Source organism: Hungatella sp. SB206 (assembly GCF_051132295.1).
Classification (GTDB): Bacteria; Bacillota; Clostridia; order Lachnospirales; family Lachnospiraceae; genus Hungatella; species Hungatella effluvii.
This window is the reverse complement of record NZ_CP096603.1, coordinates 4,807,875-4,829,236: the sequence shown is the minus strand read 5'-3', so window position 1 is coordinate 4,829,236 and position 21,362 is coordinate 4,807,875. Positions and strand designations below refer to the sequence as shown.

The following is a 21,362-nucleotide window of genomic DNA, read 5'->3' as shown; positions in this document are numbered from 1 at the left end:
GCCGGGGATGAACGAAAAGAAGAGAAGACGTGTGACACTTTTAAGTGTGGTTAAGATCGTATTTACGGTGTTCCTGATTGTGATTGTCCTGTTTCCGCTTATCTGGATGGCAGTTGGGTCCTATAAACTGGAAAAGGAGATCCTGGGATATCCGCCCACTGTTTTTGGAACGAAATATACACTGAAGTCCTTCCAGAGGATTTTTAGGACAATCCCTATGGCATCATATATTAAAAATACCGTGATATTTGCAGGTGGTTCAACGATTCTGGCAGTGCTGTTTGACTCATTAACGGGCTATGCGTTCGCGCGGCTGGATTTTAAGGGGAAAGATATCCTGTTCATGCTGGTGCTGCTTACCATGATGGTACCATTCCAGGTTATGATGATTCCGCTGTTTCTGGAATCGAATCTGCTGGGGCTTTTGGACACCTACGGCGGACTGATTCTGCCGAAGGCCACCTCGGCATTCGGCATCTTTATGATGCGGTCCTACTTCGCGGCTCTTCCGAAGGATCTGGAGGAAGCGGCAAGAGTGGACGGCATGAGCGAATTCGGTATATTTGCAAAGATTATGTTCCCGCTGGTAATACCGGGAGTACTGACTCTGGCTATTTTCCATCTGATGCAGAACTGGAATGATTTGCTGTATCCGTTAATGATGACCAGCAGCACGAGGATGAGGACGCTCTCCGCAGGACTTGCCCTTTTCGTGGGAGAACACGCGACCACTTATTATGGACCGCAGCTGGCCGGTGCTCTTCTGTCGGTGCTGCCGCTGCTCGTCATTTATATCTTTTTCCAGAAATATTTTATCGCCAGTGTCGCGACCAGCGGAATGAAGGACTAGTACTGCTAAGCTGCTGAAACAGAGGAGAGAAAAAAACAATGCAGAAAGCCAGAATTACGATCAATCGAGAGTTTAAAAAGGGTTCCGTTGATGACCGGATCTATGGAAGCTTTGTGGAACATATGGGCCGGGTGGTCTATTCCGGAATCTATGAGCCGGATCACCCGCTGGCTGATGAGGATGGATTCCGAAAGGATGTGCTGGAGGCGGTTAGAAACGCCGGCATTACCACCATCCGGTATCCGGGCGGTAATTTCGTCTCCTGCTATAACTGGGAAGACGGAATCGGCCCGAAGGAGGAGCGGCCGCGCAGGCCGGAACTGGCCTGGAAGGCAGTCGAGACGAATGAGTTCGGAACCGATGAATTTATGAAATGGTGTGAAAAGGCCGGGGTGTCACCGATGCTGGCGGTCAATCTGGGAACCGGCAGTATCCGGGAAGCGTTGCATTACCTGGAATACTGTAATTTTAAGGAGGGCACCACTTACAGCGAAAAGCGGAAAAGGAACGGGCGGGAAGAACCGTACCGGGTCCGCACCTGGTGTCTCGGCAATGAGATGGACGGGGAATGGCAGCTGGGCCACAAAGGCGCTTCTGAATATGGAAGGCTGGTGAGAGAGACCGCCAAGGCCATGAAGATCCTGGATCCCGGTGTGGAACTGGTTTCCTGCGGAAGCTCCTTAAATACCATGGCCACATTCCCGGAATGGGAGGCGCAGTCGCTGGATGAGACGTATGAGTATGTGGATTACATATCCCTGCATCAGTATTTTGACGGCCATGAAAAGCCTGTGGAAAGCTTCCTGGCACAGGCGGATGAGATGAGTGATTACATCCGGACGGTGACATCAGTCTGTGATTATATCAAAGCGAAAAAACGCTCTTCCAGACAGCTTTCTATCAGTTTTGATGAATGGGGCGTGTGGACCAGGGCGTCAAAGGAGACGGTAAGAGAGTGCGACGAGAGGCCCTGGCAGAAGGCAATGCCGATCAGCGAGATGGTTTACAGCTTTCAGGACGCTCTGCTCTTTGGAGGAATGCTTCTGGCAATCCTGAAACATGCGGACCGCGTCAAGATCGCGTGCCAGTCCCTTTTGACTAATGTCAGCGCGATGATCATGACGGAAAAGGGCGGCGGGGTGTGGCTGCAGCCGATCTATTATCCATTTGCGGATACTGCCGCCTACGGTCACGGCAACGTCATGGACTGCCGCGTAACCTCAGACTCAGTTTTTTATGAGAAGAAAGAAATCCCACTTCTGGATACGGCCGCGGTGGAGAACGGAGATGAGATGGTTGTATTTATGATCAACCGTTCTCCTTCGGAGGAGATGGAGGTGTCACTGGATTTACAGGGATATGAGGCGGTAGCTGTGCTGGAGCACCGCGTTCTTGCTTCGGACGATCCGGAAGCCGTGAATTCACCGGGCCATCAGCCAGTGAGACCGGAACAAAAGGATGACGCTGCCATAAAAGACGGAAAAGTTGCGGTTGTGCTTGACAGGCTGTCATGGAATGTGTTACGAATAAAAGTTAAGTGACAGCTGCCGGAACAGGTACAGAGAATTCCGGCGCAAGTCAAAAACCCCGCTGCAAGCAACGGGGCATTTGACCCTCGCGGCAGTCGCCAAATGGACGCGCCAGCGTGTCCTTTTGGCTCGTTGCTCGCGGGAATAATGAAGAAACCGGAGGCATGGTGCAAAATGGGTGTTACGACGAATGATATAGCGAGAATCTGTCAGGTTTCGAGAACGACCGTGATCCGGGCCCTGAACAATCAGGGAAGGATCAGCAAAGAGACGAAAGACAGGATCGTGAAGACAGCGGAAGAACTGGGATATCGGCCGGATCTTCTGGCAAGAGGACTGGTAAAGGGAAAGACGATGTATATCGGCGTCGTGGTATTTGATGTCAAGAACCAGTATTTTGCCCAGATGTTAAGCGCAATCGAGACGGAGGCCCAGACAAGAGGCTACTGTGTAAACATCACGCTCCATGGAAAGAACAGGGAAAAAGAGGTGGATCTAATCCGAAAGCTGGTGGATTACCACGTGGATGGCCTGATTCTTTCCCCGGTAAATAAAGGAGAACATTTTAATAAGTTTCTGAAAAGTCTGGACACACCGCTCATCGTCATTGGAAACAAGGTTTCGGATGAGATTCCGTTTGTGGGAATTGATGAGCGGAGGGCGGCAAGGGAAGCGACGGATAAGATTCTGGATTCCGACTATGAGCGGGTGGTGTTTGTCTGCCCGCCTCTGGGCGAGTCTAAGGAAGGGAACAACTATACTCATGAGCAGCGTCTGGAGGGCTTTCGGGATGCGATAGGGAGCCGGTTCACGAGGGTGCAGATCATAAGCTCGGAATCGTACGGGGAGGAAGCGGCTTCCATTCTGGAAGAGGGAGGCGGCAGGACTGCATTTTTCTGTTCCGGCGATATCTATGCGATGGATATTATGAAGTATTTGAAGGCCCGCGGCAAACGGGCGCCGAAGGACTACGGAATCATGGGTTTTGATGATATTGAGCTTCTGGAATATTTATCTCCGCGCCTGTCCACCATCTATAATTCGGTGGAGGAAGTGGCGAAAAGGGCAGTGGAGCTTCTGTTCGACGAGATGGAAGGCCGGGAAATTGCCATGGAAACCTATGAGCGCTACCGCCTTGTCCAGGGAGAGACTCTGTAAACAGAGAGGACAGACATGGACAGAGATCATTATGCATCAACGGAATACAATATTCCGCTGATTGAAAACAGGGCCGATCCGTACATCTGTAAGCATGAAGATGGTACGTATTACTTTACCGCGTCGGTCCTTGAATATGACAGGATTATACTGAGAAAAGCCGCGACCATATCCGGTTTAAAATGCGCGGAGGAAAAGACACTTTGGGTCAGACACGACAGCGGACCGATGAGCTGTCACATATGGGCGCCTGAAATTCATTATATATCCGGCGCCTGGTACATTTATTTTGCTGCCGGAGAGAAGGACGATATCTGGAAAATCCGCCCTTATGTGCTGGTAAACAGGGGAGACCCGATGGAAGATGAGTGGGAGGAACTGGGACAGATGAAGGCGGCGGAAACCCCGGAGCCTGACAAATTCTCATTTCAGGATTTTTCCCTTGATATGACGGTATTTCCGTACCGGGAAAAATGGTACTGCGTTTGGGCGGAAAAGGTGAATATAGGCAAAAAGATATCCAATTTATACATCGCTGAGATGGAGGCGCCGGACCGGCTTTTGACGGCGCAGGTGCTCTTAAGCGCCCCCGATTACGACTGGGAGCGCCGCGGATTCTGGGTGAATGAAGGGGCGGCTGTCTTAGAGAGAGACGGCAGGCTGTTTCTGACGTATTCGGCCAGCTCGACGGGTGCCGATTACTGCATGGGAATGCTGCGCTTACGGAGAGGAGGAAACCCCCTCGATCCGGCTGACTGGTCAAAATCCAGAGAACCGGTGGTGAAGACCGATGTGGAAAAGGGGATATTTGGCCCCGGCCACAATTCCTTCGTGAAATCTGAGGACGGTCTCACGGATATTATGGTATTCCATGCCAGGCAGTATGACGAGATTCTGGGCGATCCTCTGTATGATGAGAATCGGCATGCCTACACACTTCCCGTGGAGTGGGATGAAAATGAGGAGCCGGTGTTTCATTTTAGGAAGAACCGGCGCCCCAATATTTTGATGATGGTAGTGGACCATCAGGCATTTTACGGTCATTCCAGGGTGAAGACGCCGTATTTTGACCGGCTGAAGGCGGAGGGAGTATTCTTTGAACACGCCTACTGCTCCTCGCCTCTCAGTATGCCTTCCAGAAAAACGATGATGACGGGGCTGTATCCCCACCATCACGGCCAGACGGACAATTCCTTTGAAACGCCCTGGGACAGCCACGAAACGTATGTGGATGTCCTTAAGGAAGCCGGATACCGGAATTATTACTTTGGAAAATGGCACGCCTGCGCCGGAAAACCGTCGGATCTGGGCTGCCTTGGGGTGTCCTACCCGGATTATTCCAATCCATACCATCAGCCGGAGTACGAAGAGTACCGGAAGCGGAAAGAACTTCCGCCGGCCAGAATGCGCGTGGAAATGAATATGTGCGAGAAGGGCTGGATTGATGATGTGAAGGAGGGAGATCTCTATGATTTCCCGGGGGATCTCACGAATGAGGCGCTCTCCGGCATCCTGGAGGGACCGAAAGAGTGCCATGAGGCGTACTATGTCGCGGATATGGCCTGCCGCCAGCTGGAGGAGCTGAAACGGGAGGAGGCTCCGTTCATGATGCGGGTGGATTTCTGGGGACCGCACCAGCCGTACAGCCCGACAGAAGAATTTGCGGCGCTCTATCCGCCGGAATCCATAGAAGAATATCCGAGTTTTTTCGATGATCTGGCAGGAAAGCCAAGATCCTACCTGTTCGATACGGGAAGGGAAACGAGCCGTGACAGAGAGCTGATCCGGCCGAATCCCATGGAATGGTCCCGATGGCAGATGCTCCTTTCCAGATGCTACGGCCAGATCACTATGGTGGACGAGGCTGTGGGAAGCGTGATTGAGAAGCTGCGGGAGCTTCAGATGGATGAGAATACGCTGATTATCTGGACCGCGGATCACGGTGATGCCCTGGCCTGCCACGGCGGCCATTTTGACAAAGCCTTTTATTTGCCGGAGGAGGTGCTGCGGATTCCGCTTGCGATGGCCTGCCCCGGCGTGCTCCCAAAGAACCGGATCTGCAGGGAGCTGGTAACCAACTGTGATTTGGCTCCTACTATCGTGAGCGCTGCGGGAAGCGCCTTCCGCTCACCCGTGGATGGAGAGGATATATTACGGCTGTTCACGGAGCAGAGGCCGGGCTGGAGGACAGCGCTCCTGGCCGAGACCTACGGACACCTTGCGCCGTGGAGGGCGGAAGCAGTCGTATGGCAGCAGTATAAATATGTGGATAATCATGGGGATGCGGAGGAACTTTACGATCTGGAGGCCGACCCGTATGAGCTTCATAATCTGGCTAAGGAGAAAGAATATCAGGCCTTGCTTATGAAGATGCGCATGAAGCGGATGGAACTGAAGCCGCACATCTATAAGATATAGTCGCACTCTGTGAAATGATCGAGCGTTGATTGAAACAAAGTTGAAATGCCGGAAATGGCCGAGAGGCTGACTTTCCGGCATTTTTCTTTGCCGGGGGGAGAGAAGTGAGGGATCTTAAGGTACTGCGGCCCCGGATTTTCCGGTTCATTCTAAAATTTACGAAGTCTGTTTACACACCGGATAATCCAGTGTATAATTAAAAAATGCTCTTACGAATGTAATAACAGGGCGTGTATACATAATTGAGGGGAACAAAGCATGAAACGTTTTTTGAAGAAATTACTCTGCTGGACACTGATCAGCAACTGTTTTCTCATGACTGCCTACGCTGCTCCGGCATGGCCGGCCGGACCAGATATACAGGCGGAGGCAGGAGTCGTCATCGACATGGATTCCGGCGCCATTTTAGGTGGAAAAGCGTATGATACGCCATACCCGCCAGCCAGTATTACGAAGCTTCTTACGGCTCTTCTGGTGATGGAGCACAGCAAACTCGACGATGTGGTGACATTTTCAAGCAGCGCGATCAATAACGTGGAGTCCGACAGCGGTAATAAGCTGAATGTGGCAGAAGGAGACAAGCTGTCCGTGGAGGACTGCCTCTATTCCTTGCTGGTTCATTCCTGTAATCAGGCGGCTAACGCGCTGGCAGAGCATGTGGCCGGGTCTCAGGAAGCGTTCGTGAAGATGATGAACGACAAGGCCGCGGCGCTGGGATGCAAGGACAGCCATTTCGATAATCCCTCCGGCCTCAACGGAGACACACAGTACGTGACGGCCAGAGACATGGCGGCGATCTCCAGAGCGGCATTTGCAGAGCCGGATATTATCAGAATCAGCGCGGCGCTGACACATACGTTTCCGCCTACGATCAACAATCCGGATGGCCTGACGATTTATGCGGAGAATAAGCTGATCCTGAATACGAATGACTCTTCAAGCCAGTACTATTATCCGCCGGTGAAGGGCGGCAAGACGGGATACCTCTTAAAAGCCGGCAACACGCTGGTTACCTATGCGGAGAAGGACGGGAAGCGTATGATTTCCGTGATTCTGAAGGGGAGTCCCGGACAGTATTATCTGGACAGCAAGGCGCTTCTGGAATATGGATTTGCGCATTTTACCAATTTTAATGTAGCGGAAAACGAAACTGCCTATACCGAAGGCGAGACAGCCGTGGAGGTGGCCGGAAAAAGTTATCTGCCGGTGGATCTTAAGATCGATCCGTCCGGAGCGGTGACACTCCCGGAGGGCGCGGTATTTGCAGATACGGAGCACACGCTGACAACCGATTTTCCGGACGAGCATCCGGAGAGAAGCGTGGCGTTTATACAGTATACATACGACGGACGGAAGGTGGGCGGCGCCTATTTGACGCAGAAAGAAGTGCAGGAACCGGTCACGGAGCCGGCAACACAGGAAGAGTCAAAGCCGGAAGCGGATGACAAGAAAGAGGAGGTGAAGAAGAAGTTTTCCATCAATCCCTTTCTGATTATCGCACTGGTGGTGATTGCCGCCGCTGCCGGCGGTGGAGCGTATCTGTCATACTCCAGAAAGAAAGAGGAACAGCAGCGCGCTCTCCGCAGGGAGCAGAGGCGCAGGCGGCTTCGGGAAGAAGGCGTGACGGAAGAGGAATTCGACCGTTTGCTGAAAGAGCGTCTGGGAGACCGTAGTAAAGGGAATAATCGAAAGAAGAGATAGAAAAAAGGCTGTACCGCTCACCCGGGAACCGGGAGACGGTACAGCCTTTTTTTGCTTAATTCCAGCGACTGCCGCGGGAGTTTTTTCAGTGACTAACGATTCCTGGCCACCTGTGTGATATAGTTGCCAGTAAATGCGAGGCCCGCCAGAACCAGAGCGGTTCCCAGCCCTGAGTAAAAGACTGCGATAAAGATATCCGGGCAGAGGCCGGAGGTGCGCAGGCCGATCCCAAAGGTCATCATAAAAGCCATGATGCAGAAGGACTTGCGGTCAAAGAACTTCAGAATGAACTGCATCTCTTCCTCATAGCGTACAATCCGGTCGGTGTGCCTGCGTACCAGTTTGCCAAACACCATAAACCAGAAAAGGAAAAATACTGCTGCGGAAAGGGCCAGATTGATCAGTGTCACATAGCTTTTATAGGAAATGATCCCGATACGCAGAATATTAAAGCCGGCTGCGAGCCAGACAATGCCTGCAAGCAGCAGTAGATAATTTTTTTTGATTTTCATGTGAATACCTCCTTAAATGAACAATGTTCATTATATGCCGGTTTTGGAGATATGTCAAGTGATGGCGGCGCAGTTTTTGAAGGAAAATAAATGTTACATTTTTCTTAACAATAGAAATGATATATTGACTTTAAATCTTACATATGTAATAATTTATAAAAACTCGGTGCAGAATGCGAAGTCTGCGGGAGCAGGTGTGAGATTTGACGGAAATGTGCGTGAAATGTCATCATCAGGAAAAGGTATGAGATCGAAGCTGTAAAGAGAGGAACCATATTATGAGACGTAGAAAAAGTAAACGTGGACTGATGATCGGTGGTATAGCTGCAGGGATCCTGATAGCTGCGGTGATTGTGGCAGGGGGGGTCTGGTTTCGGAGAGGAGGGGAGACGGAGAAGGAGAAGACCCCGGAAGAGCTCCTGATGGAGTACACGGATTATATCAGGACCGGTAACTACGAGGCGATGTATGGAATGCTGAACGAACAGAGCCGGAAGAATATCGGTCTGGAGGACTTTACAGCGAGAAATAAAAACATCTATGAGGGAATCGGCGCCGCCGATATTCGCGTGGAGATCCAGAGTGTGGAGGAACGGACGGAAGGTTTGAAGACGGTCAGCTACCAGACTTCGCTCAACAGCTCCGCCGGCGAGATCAATTTCCTGAATCAGGTTGATTTTATCTGGGAGCAGGCGGCTGAGGACCAGGGAACGAAGAAGAAAAAGGCGGCGGGCGACTATCGGATGATCTGGAATGATCAGGTTATATTCCCGAATCTGGGCCGCACCGATAAAGTGCGTGTCTCCACCGACCGGTCTGTGAGAGGGGAGGTTCTGGACCGGGACGGCGGTCTGCTTGCCGGAAAAGGGAACGCTTCTCTGGTGGGCCTTGTTCCCGGGAAAATGGCCGGTTATACCGCGGGAACGGAGGGAGAGACTTCCGGCACGAGCCCTGATCTGGAGCGGCTTTCTGAGCTTCTCGGTGTCTCCGTGGAGAGTATAGAGAAGAAGCTGGCGGCAAAATGGGTGAAGGAAGACTCCCTGGTTCCGGTCAAGACGCTGAAAAAGGTAGATGAGTTTGATCTCCAGTCAGCGAGTCCAAGAGAGGATAATGTGGAGAATAAGGCGCTCCAGGACGCGCTTCTGGCCATACCGGGCGTGATGATTACCGATACACCGGTGAGATCCTATCCGCTGGGAGAGGCGGCGGCCCATCTGGTGGGATATGTCCAGAATGTGACGGCTGAGGATTTGGAGAAGCATCCGGGCGAGGGATACTTATCGGACAGCGTCATAGGGAGAAGCGGAATCGAAACTCTGTATGAAAAAGAACTGAAGGGACAGAACGGAGAAAAGATTTCGATCGTCACCTCCGAGGGCGCGGAAAAGCTGGTTCTGGCCGCCATACCGCGGGTAGACGGCACCAATATCACGCTGACCATAGACAGCAGCCTTCAGAGGACCATCTACGAGAAGTTCAAAGACGTCAAGAGCTGCACGGTTGCCATGAATCCTTACACGGGGGAGGTCCTGGCACTGGTGAATACGCCGTCGTATGACGACAATGATTTCATACTCGGCATGTCAGAGGAGAAATGGGCCTCGTTAAATGAAGATGAGAGAAAGCCGATGTTTAACCGTTTCCGACAGCGCTTTGCGCCCGGCTCCTCATTTAAGCCGATAACGGGAGTCATCGGGCTTTCCACGGGAGCGCTGACTCCGGGCGAAAGCTTTGGCACGGACCGCGCGGGACTTAGCTGGCAGAAGGATGCCAGCTGGGGAAAGTATCAGGTGACGACACTCCACGACTACAGCCCGGTCAATCTGGAAAATGCCTATATTTACTCCGACAACATTTACTTTGCGAAAGCCGCGCTGAAGATCGGGTATGACGACTTCATGGCCGGGCTCGACCGCCTGGGCTTCAATCAGGATCTGCCCTTCGAGATATCCGTTTCCCAGTCCCAGTATTCCAACACGGAACGGATCGAGACGGAAATCCAGCTGGCGGACAGCGGATACGGTCAGGGGCAGGTGCTGATGAATCCGATTCACCTGGCGGCCCTTTATACCATGTTCCCCAACCGGGGCGATGTCATAAAGCCATACATTACGTACAGGAAGGAGCCGGCATCGGAAGTATGGCTGAAGGGTGCCTGTACTCCTGAGATTGCGGAAACAATCGATACCGCGCTGAAAAAGGTAATCAGCTCGGAACACGGAACCGGCCACGCCGCGATGCGGGGGGATATTACGCTGGCAGGCAAGACGGGAACGGCCGAGATAAAAGCGTCGAAAGGAGATACCTCCGGAACGGAGCTGGGCTGGTTTGCAGTCTATACGGCCGACGGCCCGAACCGCGCGCCGATACTCATGGTCAGTATGGTGGAGGATGTCAAGAATGCCGGAGGAAGCGGGCTGGTAGTGAGAAAGGCGAAGGCCGTGCTGGATTCTTATATTCCGCCGGTGCAGTAGTGAACTTACCGGATCCATGGTAGAAATTTCCTTGTAATGATGTACCACTGAATTTGACAGATACACACGGATATAGTAGAATTGTGAAGGCATAGCGCGTATTTATCTGTAGTGGATATATGCATTTTAACAAATTCGATTTGAGGAGAGAATCATGGATTACAGGACAAAAGCAATAAAATGTGTAAAGGATACCGTGTTACCTGTTCAGATGCAGTGGTTTCAGGACTGCGGCTTCAATATGGATACATATTGCCAGAAATATGGAGATACAGAGCATTCCTTTGCAAAAGAAATTGAAAAGGGCCATATTTATGAAATGGGTTATCCCAAATGCGTATGTGAGGAAGCACTGGCAGGAGGAAAAGACGCTTCCTTCTGCGAATGCTCCAGACAGAGTATGATATACGTTTTGGAAAATATGATGCCGGAAAAGCACATAGAGGTGGAGATAATCGAAACGGTTTTGAGCGGAGCTGAAAAGTGTCGGTTTAAGGTTACGATCGAATAAGCGGTTTTAAACCGTTTTTTCCAAATTTAAAGCAATGAAAATGTCATCTGACGGGAACGCAGTGGTTTCGTCTGATGACATTTTTATTACCCATAAAGCTGCTTCTCTTTCAGGATACGCAGTGCGATATCCCCTGCCTTTGCACCGGTTGCCCCGTCGTCTCCATTAATATGGACCGCAAAGGAAAAGGCGCCGTTTTTAGATTCTATGAAGCCGATAAACCAGCCGTTGGTGTTTTTTCCATCGACTGTGCCAGTGCCGGTTTTTCCGTACAGTGACGATGTGCCGTCGGAGGAGAGGAAAAGCGCGTCCTTAACGGTCTCCATGTCACGCTCCGAGTACGGAAGCGTGTGGCCGGATAATGCAGCCAGCAGCTTCACCTGTTCCAGAGGAGATATTTTCAAGGAGGATTCCAGCCAGAACCGGGAGAGGCCTCCTGAAAAGTCCAGATTTCCATAGGAGAGGGCGGTAAGCTCCCGTTTGATCGAGTCTTGGCCGCCCTGGCGGTCCAGATTCATAAAATACCAGTTGACGGAGTTCGTCATGGCGGTGTTTAAGTTCTGGTCCCTGTTCCAGGAATCGAAGGGACAAGTTTCTCCGTTCCAGGCCATGGCAGATTCCTCCGCAGTGATGATACCCGCGTCGAGGGCCATCAGGGCGCTGTAGATCTTGTAGGTGGAGTTTGGCGAAATCCTTGTGCGGGCGTCGTCCTCATTGGATATCAGATAACGGTTTTCGGAACTGTCATACAGGACGAAGCTGCCGTCAAAGTTTCCGAAATAGCTGCTCAAATCTTCTAAAGACGCCTGGGGCAGAGCCGCACGATAGCGGTCTGAGGAAAATGCGATAGCGGAGGCGGACGGCGTGGTACAGATCACCAGCGCTGCGGTCAAAAGATACAGCAGCCGGCTCTTTAACCGTCTGTTGCCGGTTTCCCGGCGGTAGGAGGCAATGTGCAGAATCCGCTTCCGGATCTCTTTGCGGCTTCCGCCGATGCCGGCTGTCTGCCCAAAGGTCAGATGGGAGAGACTGGCTGCAAAATGAAGCAGGGCATTTCCATAATCACAGGACGCTTTTTCACCAAGAAGCGCCAATACCGCCGTATCGCAGGCAATTTCCCGGTCGCTGTCCATCTCCTTTAAGGCCAGCCAGACCAGAGGATGGAACCAGTAAAAAATCAGGAGGAGGCGGAAAAGAACGCCGCTCATGATATCCTTATGCTTGTAATGCAAAAGCTCATGCAGCAGAATGCAGCGGATCTCGTCTTCCGAGAGACCGGAGAGCCGGGATGCCGGAAGCAGCACACAAGGCGCGGCGATTCCCGCCGTAACCGGGGAGCGCAGCCGGGAGGAAGAACGAAGCGGAATGTCTCTCCGGATTCCAAGCTGCCTCTTACAGTCCTCAAATATGTCCCGCAGGATTGCATCCCGAACGGGAAGGGCAGTCTTCTTTAAAAAATTGACCCGGACCGCGGAAATAAGGGTGAGGACTGCAAGTAAGACCGCTCCTCCAATCCAGAGGGAGAGAAGGGCGAATGCCAGATAACCAGGCATTTCCCGGCTAACCGAAACGGAAAAATCATGGAGCAGTCCCGTGGCTGTAAAAATATTACCGGCAGCCTCCGGGCCCCCGCCCTGCCACGAATCCCCGGCCGGGGCCATCCACAGATCGGCAAGGCGGGAAGTCAGCCTGCCCAGCCATGGAAATGCTTCAGCCAGGAACGGCGCGGCCGCAAGGATCAGGAGAAGAAACCACAGGCGGTAACGGGTTTCCGCTGTCAAGTACCGGTCAAACGCTTTTCGTATGAACATTATGATGCCGCCGGAAACTGCAATGGCGGCACTGCTTTGCAGCAGATAAAGAAGCAGAGATTCTGCCATCTGCTATTCTCCTTCCCCGCTATGCGATAGGAGGCCGCGAAGCTCTTCCAGTTCTTCCTGGGAGATCCGTTCGTCCTTCATATAATTGGCTACCAGTGAGGTCAGATTTCCATTGTAGAACCGATTAAGAAAATGCTCGCTCTCCTGGCTTAAATAGTCTTCCTTTGCTACCAGCGGGGTATATACAAAGACCCTGCTTTTCTTTTCATATGTAATGGCCCCCTTCTGCACGAGGCGCTTAAGAAGCGTCTGGATCGTCTTGGGACTCCACTCCGTAGCCTCTGAAAGGCAGTCCGTCACCTCGTTGGTGCTAATAGGGGCTTTGCTCCAGATGACTTTCATAACTTCATATTCGGCTTCTGATATCTGCGGCAGCCTGCTCATGATAACCTCCCTGTTCTTACAAATGTAATAGATATATTATACGCGAGCGGAACTCCGCTGTAAAGGGGGCGGGATCAAATATTTGAGCGGGTTTTCTTATGGTTTTCTCAAAGTTTTCTCATTTGACGGATCCGGCAGGACCATGATATACTAGTGCTGGTACTACGGACAGTTAGCAGAAAAACTGGCCCCGGCCGGAGACTGTCCGGCCAATCATACAAGAGGTGCGAGGTAAGACAACATGGTCCAAAACAGGGGAATTAACCAGGACGTGACACAGGAGATGAACCGTTCTCTCCTTTTAAAAAATTTAAGAAGAGAAGGCATGTGTTCCAGGGCATATCTGGCTTCCCTGACAGGGCTGAAACAGGCGACCGTGACCAATATTATGAAGGATTTTTTAAACTGGGGAATCGTCACGGAGGTGGGCTTCCTGAATGGAAGCAAGGGCCGCCGTTCCATCGGCGTATCTATTAATCCGGACCGTTACCGGGTCATCGGCGTGCGCCTTGCGAGAAAGCATTACAGCGTCGGCCTGTTTGATTTGACAGGGACGCAGATAACGAAGAAACGAGTGGATTTTAAACCGGAAGAGCAGCCGGATGCGGAAGATATATTGAACCAGATCGCAGCCGAGATGCGTATTCTGATGAAAAAATACGGAAAGGATACCATACTGGCGGCAGGCATGGCGGTGCCAGGGCCGTTTATAGCGAAGAAAAACCGAATTGCTCTGATCACGGGGGCCGATATCTGGAAGGATGTTGATTTAAAGAAATTCTTTGACAGAGAACTGGACATCCCCGTATTTTTAGAGCACAACGCCAACGCCGGCGCCTATGCCCATATGTGGGACTTAAAGGACGCCTACCGCGATGATATTCTGGTCTACATTGCGGCCGGTCAGGGAATCGGCGCGGGAATTGTGATGGACGGAAAGATTTATAAGGGTGCTCTGGGAACTTCGGGGGAGATTGGTCACATGACTATCGACCGGAACGGAAAGCCTTGCGCCTGCGGCAATAAGGGCTGTCTGGAGCGGTATGCCTCTTCCCTGGAATTAGTGAAGGCGGTATACGGTGACCAGGCGGGCCGGGCAGGATGCAATTTTGAAGATGTGGAACGGCGCATACGCGAAGGCGACCAGTTCTGTATGGACTGCTACCAGCGCGCCTGCGAGAGCCTTGGAATCGGAATTATTAATATTGTCAATGTCATCAATCCGGATATCATCATCATCGGGGATGATATGGCGAGACCGGATCCGGAGCGAATGGAAGCCGTGATCCGTGAAACCGTGCGGGAAGGCATTCTGGCCGACGTGTGGGAGGGACTGACACTGTCGATCAGCACCTATCAGGGCGACCCGATCCTGACGGGAGCGGCAATCGTCGCCATCGACCGGATTTTCGACAGTCCGGGCCAGTTTATCCCGACAACGAGTCAGGCGGGGGCGCCTGCGAGCCCGTCTGACGAATGACGCAAAGTCTACGGAGCGTAGATTGTACCCGCAGGCTTTATGGGGTACAATGGAATACGAGGTGATAAACATGAATACAGAACGCAAAAAGCAGCTTATTATGGAATACAAAAACCGCCATCCGGAGATGGGCGTGATTTCTCTGAAATGCAGGGCTACCGGCGAATCATTTCTGGGAATATCGGGAGATACGAGAACCGCTTTCAACAGCGTCTGCGCCAGATTATCGGGCTCTTCCCATCCGAACCGGCATCTGCAGGAGCTGTGGAATGAGTATGGGGAGGAAGGCTTTGAGCAGTCCGTGATTAAGGTGCTGAAGTATGAAGACCCATGCGAGGACCATACGGAGGAACTGGAGCTGCTCCGGGAGGAATGCTTGGAGGCGGATAAGAAGGCTGTCAAGATCTGGAAATAAAAGAACTGGTACAAGAGCCGGTTGTTGTTTAGAAGAGACCCTAAACTGCGGGGTCTCTTTTGTTTTGCCCGGAATCTGTTACAATGCACGGCCCGCAGTGGGGCCATGAATTGTAACCGGAATCTCCGGCCCGGGAGTTTGAGGTTGAGAATTTTCTGAGAAACGTTTATGATGGTGTAGCAGGGCGTGTTTGAAAAATCACTCCCTGGGGGAAAAAGAAAAAATTGGAGGAGGTATGATATCAAATGTATCGTTTATTAATCGTAGATGATGAACGGGCAACCCTGAATGGACTTTGCAATTATATTCCATGGGATCAAATGGGGTTCATCGTGGAGGGAAGCGCAGCCAATGGAAAGGCTGCTCTTGCATATCTGGAGAATCATACGGTGGATGTGCTTTTATCCGATATCCGTATGCCGGTGATGGATGGCATAGAGCTGGTCGCAAGGGTCCGGGAGCTGGGGTATGACATGGAATGCGTGTTTTTAAGCGCACACAGAGATTTTGAGTATGCAAAGAAGGGGCTGCAGTATGGGGTCCTGGATTATATTTTAAAACCAACCAAATTTGGTGATATCAGGGAAGTGTTCGGGCATGTCAGGGAAAAGCTGGATGAAAAGCGGAAGCGTGAAGAGTTCCGGGAAGAGAATATGGGAAAGGATGTGATCTCCCTGGTAAAGAAGTATGTAGAGACCCATGTTCGCACCGCCAGCTTAGAGGAGGCTGCGGATTACGTCAATATGAATGCCCAATATTTAAGCAGGCTGTATAAGAAAAAAAGCGGACAGAACTTCTCCGATTATGTCATGGAGGTGAAGATGAAGGAATCCCAGCGGCTTCTTGGGGACTCCCGTTATCGGATCAGGGAGGTCAGCGAGATGGTTGGATATACCAATGAAAAAAACTTTGCCCGCGCGTTCCATCTGTTCTGTCAAATGAGTCCCAGAGAGTACCGCGACAGTCAGGCGAATGGAGGAAAAAATCATGAGGCAGAGATTTTATAAGCATAAATACTTTTACAATATGCTGATCAAATTCCTTCTCCCGGTTCTCCTTTCCATCACGGTGGTGGGCGGAGTGGGAACGGCTGTGGGATACTCCTATTTAAAAACCGAGCTGGATCAGACGAACCAGAAGCTTCTGCAGTCTACCCTGTACAGTACGGAGCTGATGTTAAGCGAACTGGATTCCCTGATGCTGGCCTTTGATATTAACCCGGGGATTATCAATAAATGCTATCACGTATTGAATACAGAGTCCCTCGGCTACCAGGAGCATCAGGATTTAACTACCATAGAAACGTTTATCAATGCCCCGGTCAACGCCAGGCAGTACATAGACAGTATTTATATCTATTATCCCAACCCCTATAACCGGTTTATCCGGTCTAACAACAGAGGGGGAATGCTGGGAATCGGGATAGACGAGGGATGGCTTGAAAGCTATCAGGTGCATAAGGATAAAGATAAGACCTGGAGTGAACGCCGCAGGTTGGGAACCACAGGCCGGGATTTAATTACCGTATACCAGATGATGGACTACGATGGTGTGATCCTTCTCAATCTGGATGCACGGTATATGAAAGAACTGCTGGATTCCGCAAAGGTATTTTCCAACCAGTCTGTCTTTATCTGCAGCCAGAACGGAGATGTCCTCCTTCAGACAGGCCCTGTCAGTCTGGAGGAAGCACATGGAAAGGATTCTGTTGTCTATAGCATGGATTCAGAACGGTATCAGTGGTCTTACCAGTCGGCCATTCCCAAGATTGAATTTTACAGGCTTCCGCTTCTGATTGTCAGATACACCTTTGTATGTATTTTGCTGGTTACGTTTTTAGGCATTCTTCTGGCTTATGCGGCCACCCGTCTCAGCTATCGTAATTTTGAGACGCTTCAGGAACTGATGGAGGCGGCCAGAGAAGGCAAGGATATTCACGAATATGAAGTAAAAGAGTCCTCTGACTATTTCGCTTACATCACCAGACAGATGATACAGAATTTCATTGAGCAGGATTTCTTAAGGGTCCAGTTATCGGAGCGGAAATACAAACTCCGCGCTACGGAGCTGTTGGCGATGCAGTCACAGATGAATCCTCATTTTCTGTATAATACGCTGGAAACCGTCAACTGGAAGATCATGGAACAGACGGGGAAGCGCACGGCGGCCAATGATATGCTGGAAGATCTGTCCGAGATTCTGGTTTATTCGCTGGATGAAAGAGAGCAGGCCACCCTTGAGCAGGAGATTCACGTAACGGAATGCTATATCAAGATCTTAAAGGAGCGGTATGGCGAATTATTTCTGGTGGAATGGAGCTATGAAGAGGAGGTGCTTGCAATTCCCGTCGTAAAGTTTGTCCTTCAGCCGCTTTTAGAGAATGCGGTGAATCATGGGATCAGGGAAAAAGAAGGCGGAACAGGCAGAATACGGATAAAGATATTTGTGAAGGGGGAAAAACTGCATATTCATGTGGTGGACAATGGAGCCGGTATAGAGAAAGAAAAGCTTACCCGTCTGCGAAAAGGGCTGGAAGAAGGACGGCTGGGTGACAGCCATATCGGAATATTCAATACGAATAAAAGGCTGCAGCTTGCATATGGAGAAAGCTGCCAGATGAAGATTACCAGCAGAAAGGGCGAAGGAACTGTGGTTATGCTGGTGATACCAATGTCAAGAAATGAGGTAGAAACAGCAAAGAATGATACGTTCTCTTTAAATTAGTCAATCGATGATGTAGTTATCTCGACTTGGACAGGTTGTATAAAAAAAGAGATTTATTTATACTTTTCTTATGAACATTTCCAAGATGAAACGCTAATGAAAAGGAGGAAAAGGAATGAAACGATGGGGGAAACGGGTTACAGCGTTATGTCTGACAGCCGGAATGGTGATGCTTACCGGATGCAGCGCGGCACAGCCGGAAAAGGCCGCAGATACGACGACGGCGGCGACAACGGGGGATACGGCAGCGCCAGCCACAGAGAAAGGGGCGGCTGAAAACACGGACGCAGCAGGGCAGGAGGTGTCTTTCCGGTATGAATGGTGGGGAGGCAGCGCTACCCATGAGGCCTATACGAATCTTCAGGCAGCTTATAAGGAGCTCCATCCGGAGGTCACGATCGAGCCGGAGTATTCCGCCTTTGACGGATACCAGGAGAAGGTAGTTACCCAGTTAGCCGGCGGCACGGTGGCGGATTTATTCCATATCGATGCGCCCTGGATGATGGAGTGGGTCGGCAGAGGAGATTACTTTACAGACCTTTACCAGCAGGATATTCTGGATTACAGCAGCATCGGTAAAGAACTCCTGGACCAGTACTGTGTTTTTGACGGGAAGCTGCTGGCTGTTCCCATGGGGGTTCAGTGTTCCGGTATGCTGCTGAATACGGTGGCTGCTGAAAAATACGGATTAAAGATAGATCATCAGCTGACATGGGAAGAGATCATTGAACTGGGAAAAGAGCTTCATGAGAAGGATCCTGACGCCTATTTCTTTTCCGCAGACCATGGACATGTGCTGAATGCTTTGCTGGCGATGATAAAGCAGCGGACCGGCGGTCAGGTGATCAATGATGACTTTACGATTGCATTTACCAAAGAAGATTTACTGTATGTGTATAATCTTATCAAACAGGCCTATGAATCGGGTGTTTTCGAGCCTATGGGGGAGGCGGATCTCTATTACGGTTCTTCCACACCTAATCCCAAGTGGATCAATGGGGAGGAGATTGCCTGTCTGGTGTGGAACAGTGAGTTTACTAAGGTCGATGATTTGCTGGAGGGAAAGGATGAGGCGACTATGATCCTCTGGCCAACCATAGGCGAAGGAGCAAAGCAGGGGTCTTCCCAGATTCGTCCCACCTATCTGGTCGGATTGAGCAATTCTTCTAAGGTACCGGATACTGCGCTGACGTATTTAAACTGGCAGCTCAATGATCCGGAAGCGGCTAAGATTCTCGGGTCTGTCCGTGCAGTCCCGACCACGGAGGCCCAGCAAAAAGCAGCTGTGGAAAATGGAGTGCTGAGACAGCCGGTTATCGATGCTCTGGATGAAGCTTATGGCAATGTCCAGGCCAGGGACAATGGTCCGTCGCAAAACAGTGAGTTAAGAGATACCCTTACCGACGAATTCTCCAAGGTTGCCTATGGGATGGCGACTCCGGAAGAAGCGGTAGAGTCAACTTTTACTGCTCTGGAAGAGGTTCTGCAGAGAATTAAAAAGTAAAGAATAAGCTGCCGCACGGAAGAACGCAAACCGTGCGGCAGCGGCTTTACCGGCGAAAGGAGAATTGCAATGGGCAAAAAAATAAAAAGCTTAAGCCGTATTGAGGGGCTTATTTACATATCGCCATGGCTCATAGGCTTTCTGGCGCTTCAGCTCTATCCGTTCCTGGCATCACTATACTATTCCTTCACGGATTATGCCATGGTGGGGACCCCCAATTGGGTCGGATTAGAGAACTTTATAACTATTTTTAAGAAGGACAGAGAAATCTGGCATTCTCTAAAGATTACACTCATTTACGTTGCCATAGCAGTTCCGCTAAAGCTGGCGTTTGCGCTGTTTATCGCCATGCTGCTGAATTTGCGGGTAAAGGGAATCGGCATCTTCCGTACGGTATATTATCTGCCGTCCATACTGGGAGGCAGTGTGGCAATCGCTGTACTGTGGCGCTTCCTGTTCTCGGGAAACGGTACCATCAATACCATGCTTTCCTGGTTCGGCATCAAACCGGTGGGCTGGCTCAGTAACCCCAGGATCGCCCTGTTTACGCTGAGCCTTCTGGCAGTCTGGCAGTTCGGGTCTTCTATGGTGGTATTCTTATCCGCCCTTAAAAATGTACCTGCCGAGCTTTATGAATCGGCCAGAGTGGACGGAGCAGGCAGTGTCAGGTGCTTCTGGTCTGTCACGATCCCCCTGATTACCCCTACGATCCTTTTTAATCTGGTTATGCAGCTGGTCTCCGCATTTCAGGAGTTTACGGGAGCGTTTGTCATCACTAACGGCGGCCCCATGAAGTCCACATATCTTTATATTTTGAAGGTGTATGATGAAGCCTTTAAGTATTACAAAATGGGGTATGCCTGTGCCTTATCCTGGATTCTGTTTGTGATTATGATCACAGTTACCCTGGTGATTTTCAAATCATCCAACTTATGGGTATTTTACAACGATGGAGGTGGAGCCAGATGAAAAAGAAAATAAGGCGGGGCGTGATGTACGTGTTTCTTATAACCGTGGGAATCATCCTCATTTATCCGCTGGTATGGATGTTCTTTGCCACATTTAAAACGAACGCTGAAATCTTTGGCTCTTCCGCCCTTCTGCCTGCCCATATAAGTCTGAATGCCTATATCGAGGGCTGGAAGTCGGGCGGAGGCGTATACAGTATGGGACATTTTATGAAAAATACGTTCCTGCTGGTGGTACCCAGCGTGCTGCTGACCGTTATATCCAGCACTTTGGTAGGATATGGATTTGCCAGATTTGATTTCCCGTTCAAGGGATTTTTGTTCGCCATGATGCTGTCGACCCTGATGCTTCCAGGTACTGTGACCATGATTCCCAAATATCTTATTTTCAATAAGATGGGCTGGCTCAATACCTACCTGCCTTTTATCGTACCCGCTGCCCTGGGAAGCTCGGCATTTTTGATCTATATGGTACTGCAGTTTATACGGGGAATTCCAACGGAACTGGATGAGTCGGCAAAGCTGGATGGCTGCGGTTCTTTGCGAATCCTGATCTATTTAATCGTGCCGCTGGCAAAGCCGGCGCTGGTATCCTGCGTGATTTTCCAGTCACTATGGAGCTGGAACGATTATTTCAATCCCCTTATTTACATCAACAGTACGAAGAAATTTCCGATTTCCCTGGGACTGCGGCTGATGCTGGACAGTGCCGGAAAGAATGCCTGGGATCAGATCATGGCCATGTCGGTCGTGGCGATTCTTCCCTGTCTGATCCTGTTTGCCGTTGCGCAGAAGACATTTGTGGAAGGCGTGTCCACGGCTGGACTGAAGGGGTAGCGAAGAAGACATGTTAA

The 21,362-nt window shown here is 50.8% G+C and carries 17 protein-coding genes; 14 read left to right on the top strand and 3 right to left on the bottom strand.

Annotation, left to right across the window (positions count from 1 at the left end):
* The first annotated feature begins 7 nt into the window (after window positions 1–7).
* From M1L66_RS21465 to M1L66_RS21445, 5 genes are all read left to right on the top strand, one after another.
* The gene (locus M1L66_RS21465) at window positions 8–850 is read left to right on the top strand and encodes a carbohydrate ABC transporter permease (RefSeq protein ID WP_434688099.1); all 843 of its coding nucleotides are present in this window, start codon (window positions 8–10) and stop codon (window positions 848–850) included.
* 38 nt (window positions 851–888) lie between these two features.
* The gene (locus tag M1L66_RS21460; RefSeq protein WP_434688097.1) at window positions 889–2,391 is read left to right on the top strand and encodes an alpha-N-arabinofuranosidase; all 1,503 of its coding nucleotides are present in this window, start codon (window positions 889–891) and stop codon (window positions 2,389–2,391) included.
* Between the two features lie 162 nt (window positions 2,392–2,553).
* A complete protein-coding gene (locus tag M1L66_RS21455) occupies window positions 2,554–3,537 on the top strand; it encodes a LacI family DNA-binding transcriptional regulator (RefSeq protein ID WP_434688095.1) in 984 nt (327 codons plus the stop codon).
* Between the two features lie 15 nt (window positions 3,538–3,552).
* Window positions 3,553–5,955, top strand: a complete 2,403-nt coding sequence (locus M1L66_RS21450) for a family 43 glycosylhydrolase (RefSeq protein WP_434688093.1) — start codon at window positions 3,553–3,555, stop codon at window positions 5,953–5,955.
* A gap of 258 nt (window positions 5,956–6,213) precedes the next feature.
* Complete coding sequence (locus M1L66_RS21445) at window positions 6,214–7,656, top strand: D-alanyl-D-alanine carboxypeptidase family protein (RefSeq protein WP_434688091.1); 1,443 nt, start codon at window positions 6,214–6,216, stop codon at window positions 7,654–7,656.
* A gap of 92 nt (window positions 7,657–7,748) precedes the next feature.
* On the opposite strand, the gene M1L66_RS21440 is transcribed toward M1L66_RS21445, so the two are convergent.
* Window positions 7,749–8,168 (bottom strand): hypothetical protein, encoded by a 420-nt coding sequence (locus tag M1L66_RS21440; protein WP_187018911.1) that lies wholly within the window; start codon window positions 8,166–8,168, stop codon window positions 7,749–7,751.
* Between the two features lie 278 nt (window positions 8,169–8,446).
* Here M1L66_RS21440 and M1L66_RS21435 point away from each other — a divergent pair, with 278 nt between their 5' ends.
* Complete coding sequence (locus M1L66_RS21435) at window positions 8,447–10,642, top strand: penicillin-binding transpeptidase domain-containing protein (protein WP_434688088.1); 2,196 nt, start codon at window positions 8,447–8,449, stop codon at window positions 10,640–10,642.
* 154 nt (window positions 10,643–10,796) lie between these two features.
* Complete coding sequence (locus M1L66_RS21430; protein ID WP_055660741.1) at window positions 10,797–11,153, top strand: hypothetical protein; 357 nt, start codon at window positions 10,797–10,799, stop codon at window positions 11,151–11,153.
* Window positions 11,154–11,239: 86 nt separating this feature from the next.
* Here the strand turns inward: M1L66_RS21430 and M1L66_RS21425 are convergent, their stop codons facing one another.
* Window positions 11,240–13,033, bottom strand: a complete 1,794-nt coding sequence (locus M1L66_RS21425; protein WP_434688086.1) for a BlaR1 family beta-lactam sensor/signal transducer — start codon at window positions 13,031–13,033, stop codon at window positions 11,240–11,242.
* 3 nt (window positions 13,034–13,036) lie between these two features.
* Window positions 13,037–13,417 (bottom strand): BlaI/MecI/CopY family transcriptional regulator, encoded by a 381-nt coding sequence (locus tag M1L66_RS21420; RefSeq protein WP_055660737.1) that lies wholly within the window; start codon window positions 13,415–13,417, stop codon window positions 13,037–13,039.
* 241 nt (window positions 13,418–13,658) lie between these two features.
* On the opposite strand from M1L66_RS21420, the gene M1L66_RS21415 reads away from it, so the two are divergent.
* The 7 genes from M1L66_RS21415 (at window position 13,659) to M1L66_RS21385 (ending at window position 21,345) form a co-directional block, all read left to right on the top strand.
* Window positions 13,659–14,897 carry an ROK family protein gene (locus tag M1L66_RS21415; protein WP_187018918.1) on the top strand — a complete coding sequence of 413 codons (1,239 nt, stop codon included), beginning with the start codon at window positions 13,659–13,661 and terminating at the stop codon, window positions 14,895–14,897.
* A gap of 70 nt (window positions 14,898–14,967) precedes the next feature.
* Window positions 14,968–15,312 carry a GIY-YIG nuclease family protein gene (locus M1L66_RS21410; RefSeq protein WP_187018920.1) on the top strand — a complete coding sequence of 115 codons (345 nt, stop codon included), beginning with the start codon at window positions 14,968–14,970 and terminating at the stop codon, window positions 15,310–15,312.
* A gap of 245 nt (window positions 15,313–15,557) precedes the next feature.
* Window positions 15,558–16,319 carry a response regulator transcription factor gene (locus tag M1L66_RS21405; RefSeq protein WP_187018922.1) on the top strand — a complete coding sequence of 254 codons (762 nt, stop codon included), beginning with the start codon at window positions 15,558–15,560 and terminating at the stop codon, window positions 16,317–16,319.
* Window positions 16,300–18,036, top strand: coding sequence for a sensor histidine kinase (locus tag M1L66_RS21400; RefSeq protein ID WP_187018924.1), 1,737 nt, complete (start codon window positions 16,300–16,302; stop codon window positions 18,034–18,036). The genes M1L66_RS21405 and M1L66_RS21400 overlap by 20 nt, the downstream gene beginning before the upstream one ends.
* 115 nt (window positions 18,037–18,151) lie before the next feature.
* Complete coding sequence (locus M1L66_RS21395) at window positions 18,152–19,540, top strand: ABC transporter substrate-binding protein (RefSeq protein WP_434688081.1); 1,389 nt, start codon at window positions 18,152–18,154, stop codon at window positions 19,538–19,540.
* A gap of 69 nt (window positions 19,541–19,609) precedes the next feature.
* Window positions 19,610–20,509: a carbohydrate ABC transporter permease gene (locus M1L66_RS21390; protein ID WP_055660730.1), complete on the top strand. Its 900-nt coding sequence runs from the start codon at window positions 19,610–19,612 to the stop codon at window positions 20,507–20,509.
* On the top strand, window positions 20,506–21,345 hold the full coding sequence (locus M1L66_RS21385) for a carbohydrate ABC transporter permease (RefSeq protein WP_187018930.1): 840 nt from the start codon (window positions 20,506–20,508) through the stop codon (window positions 21,343–21,345). The genes M1L66_RS21390 and M1L66_RS21385 overlap by 4 nt, the downstream gene beginning before the upstream one ends.
* Window positions 21,346–21,362 lie beyond the last annotated feature (17 nt).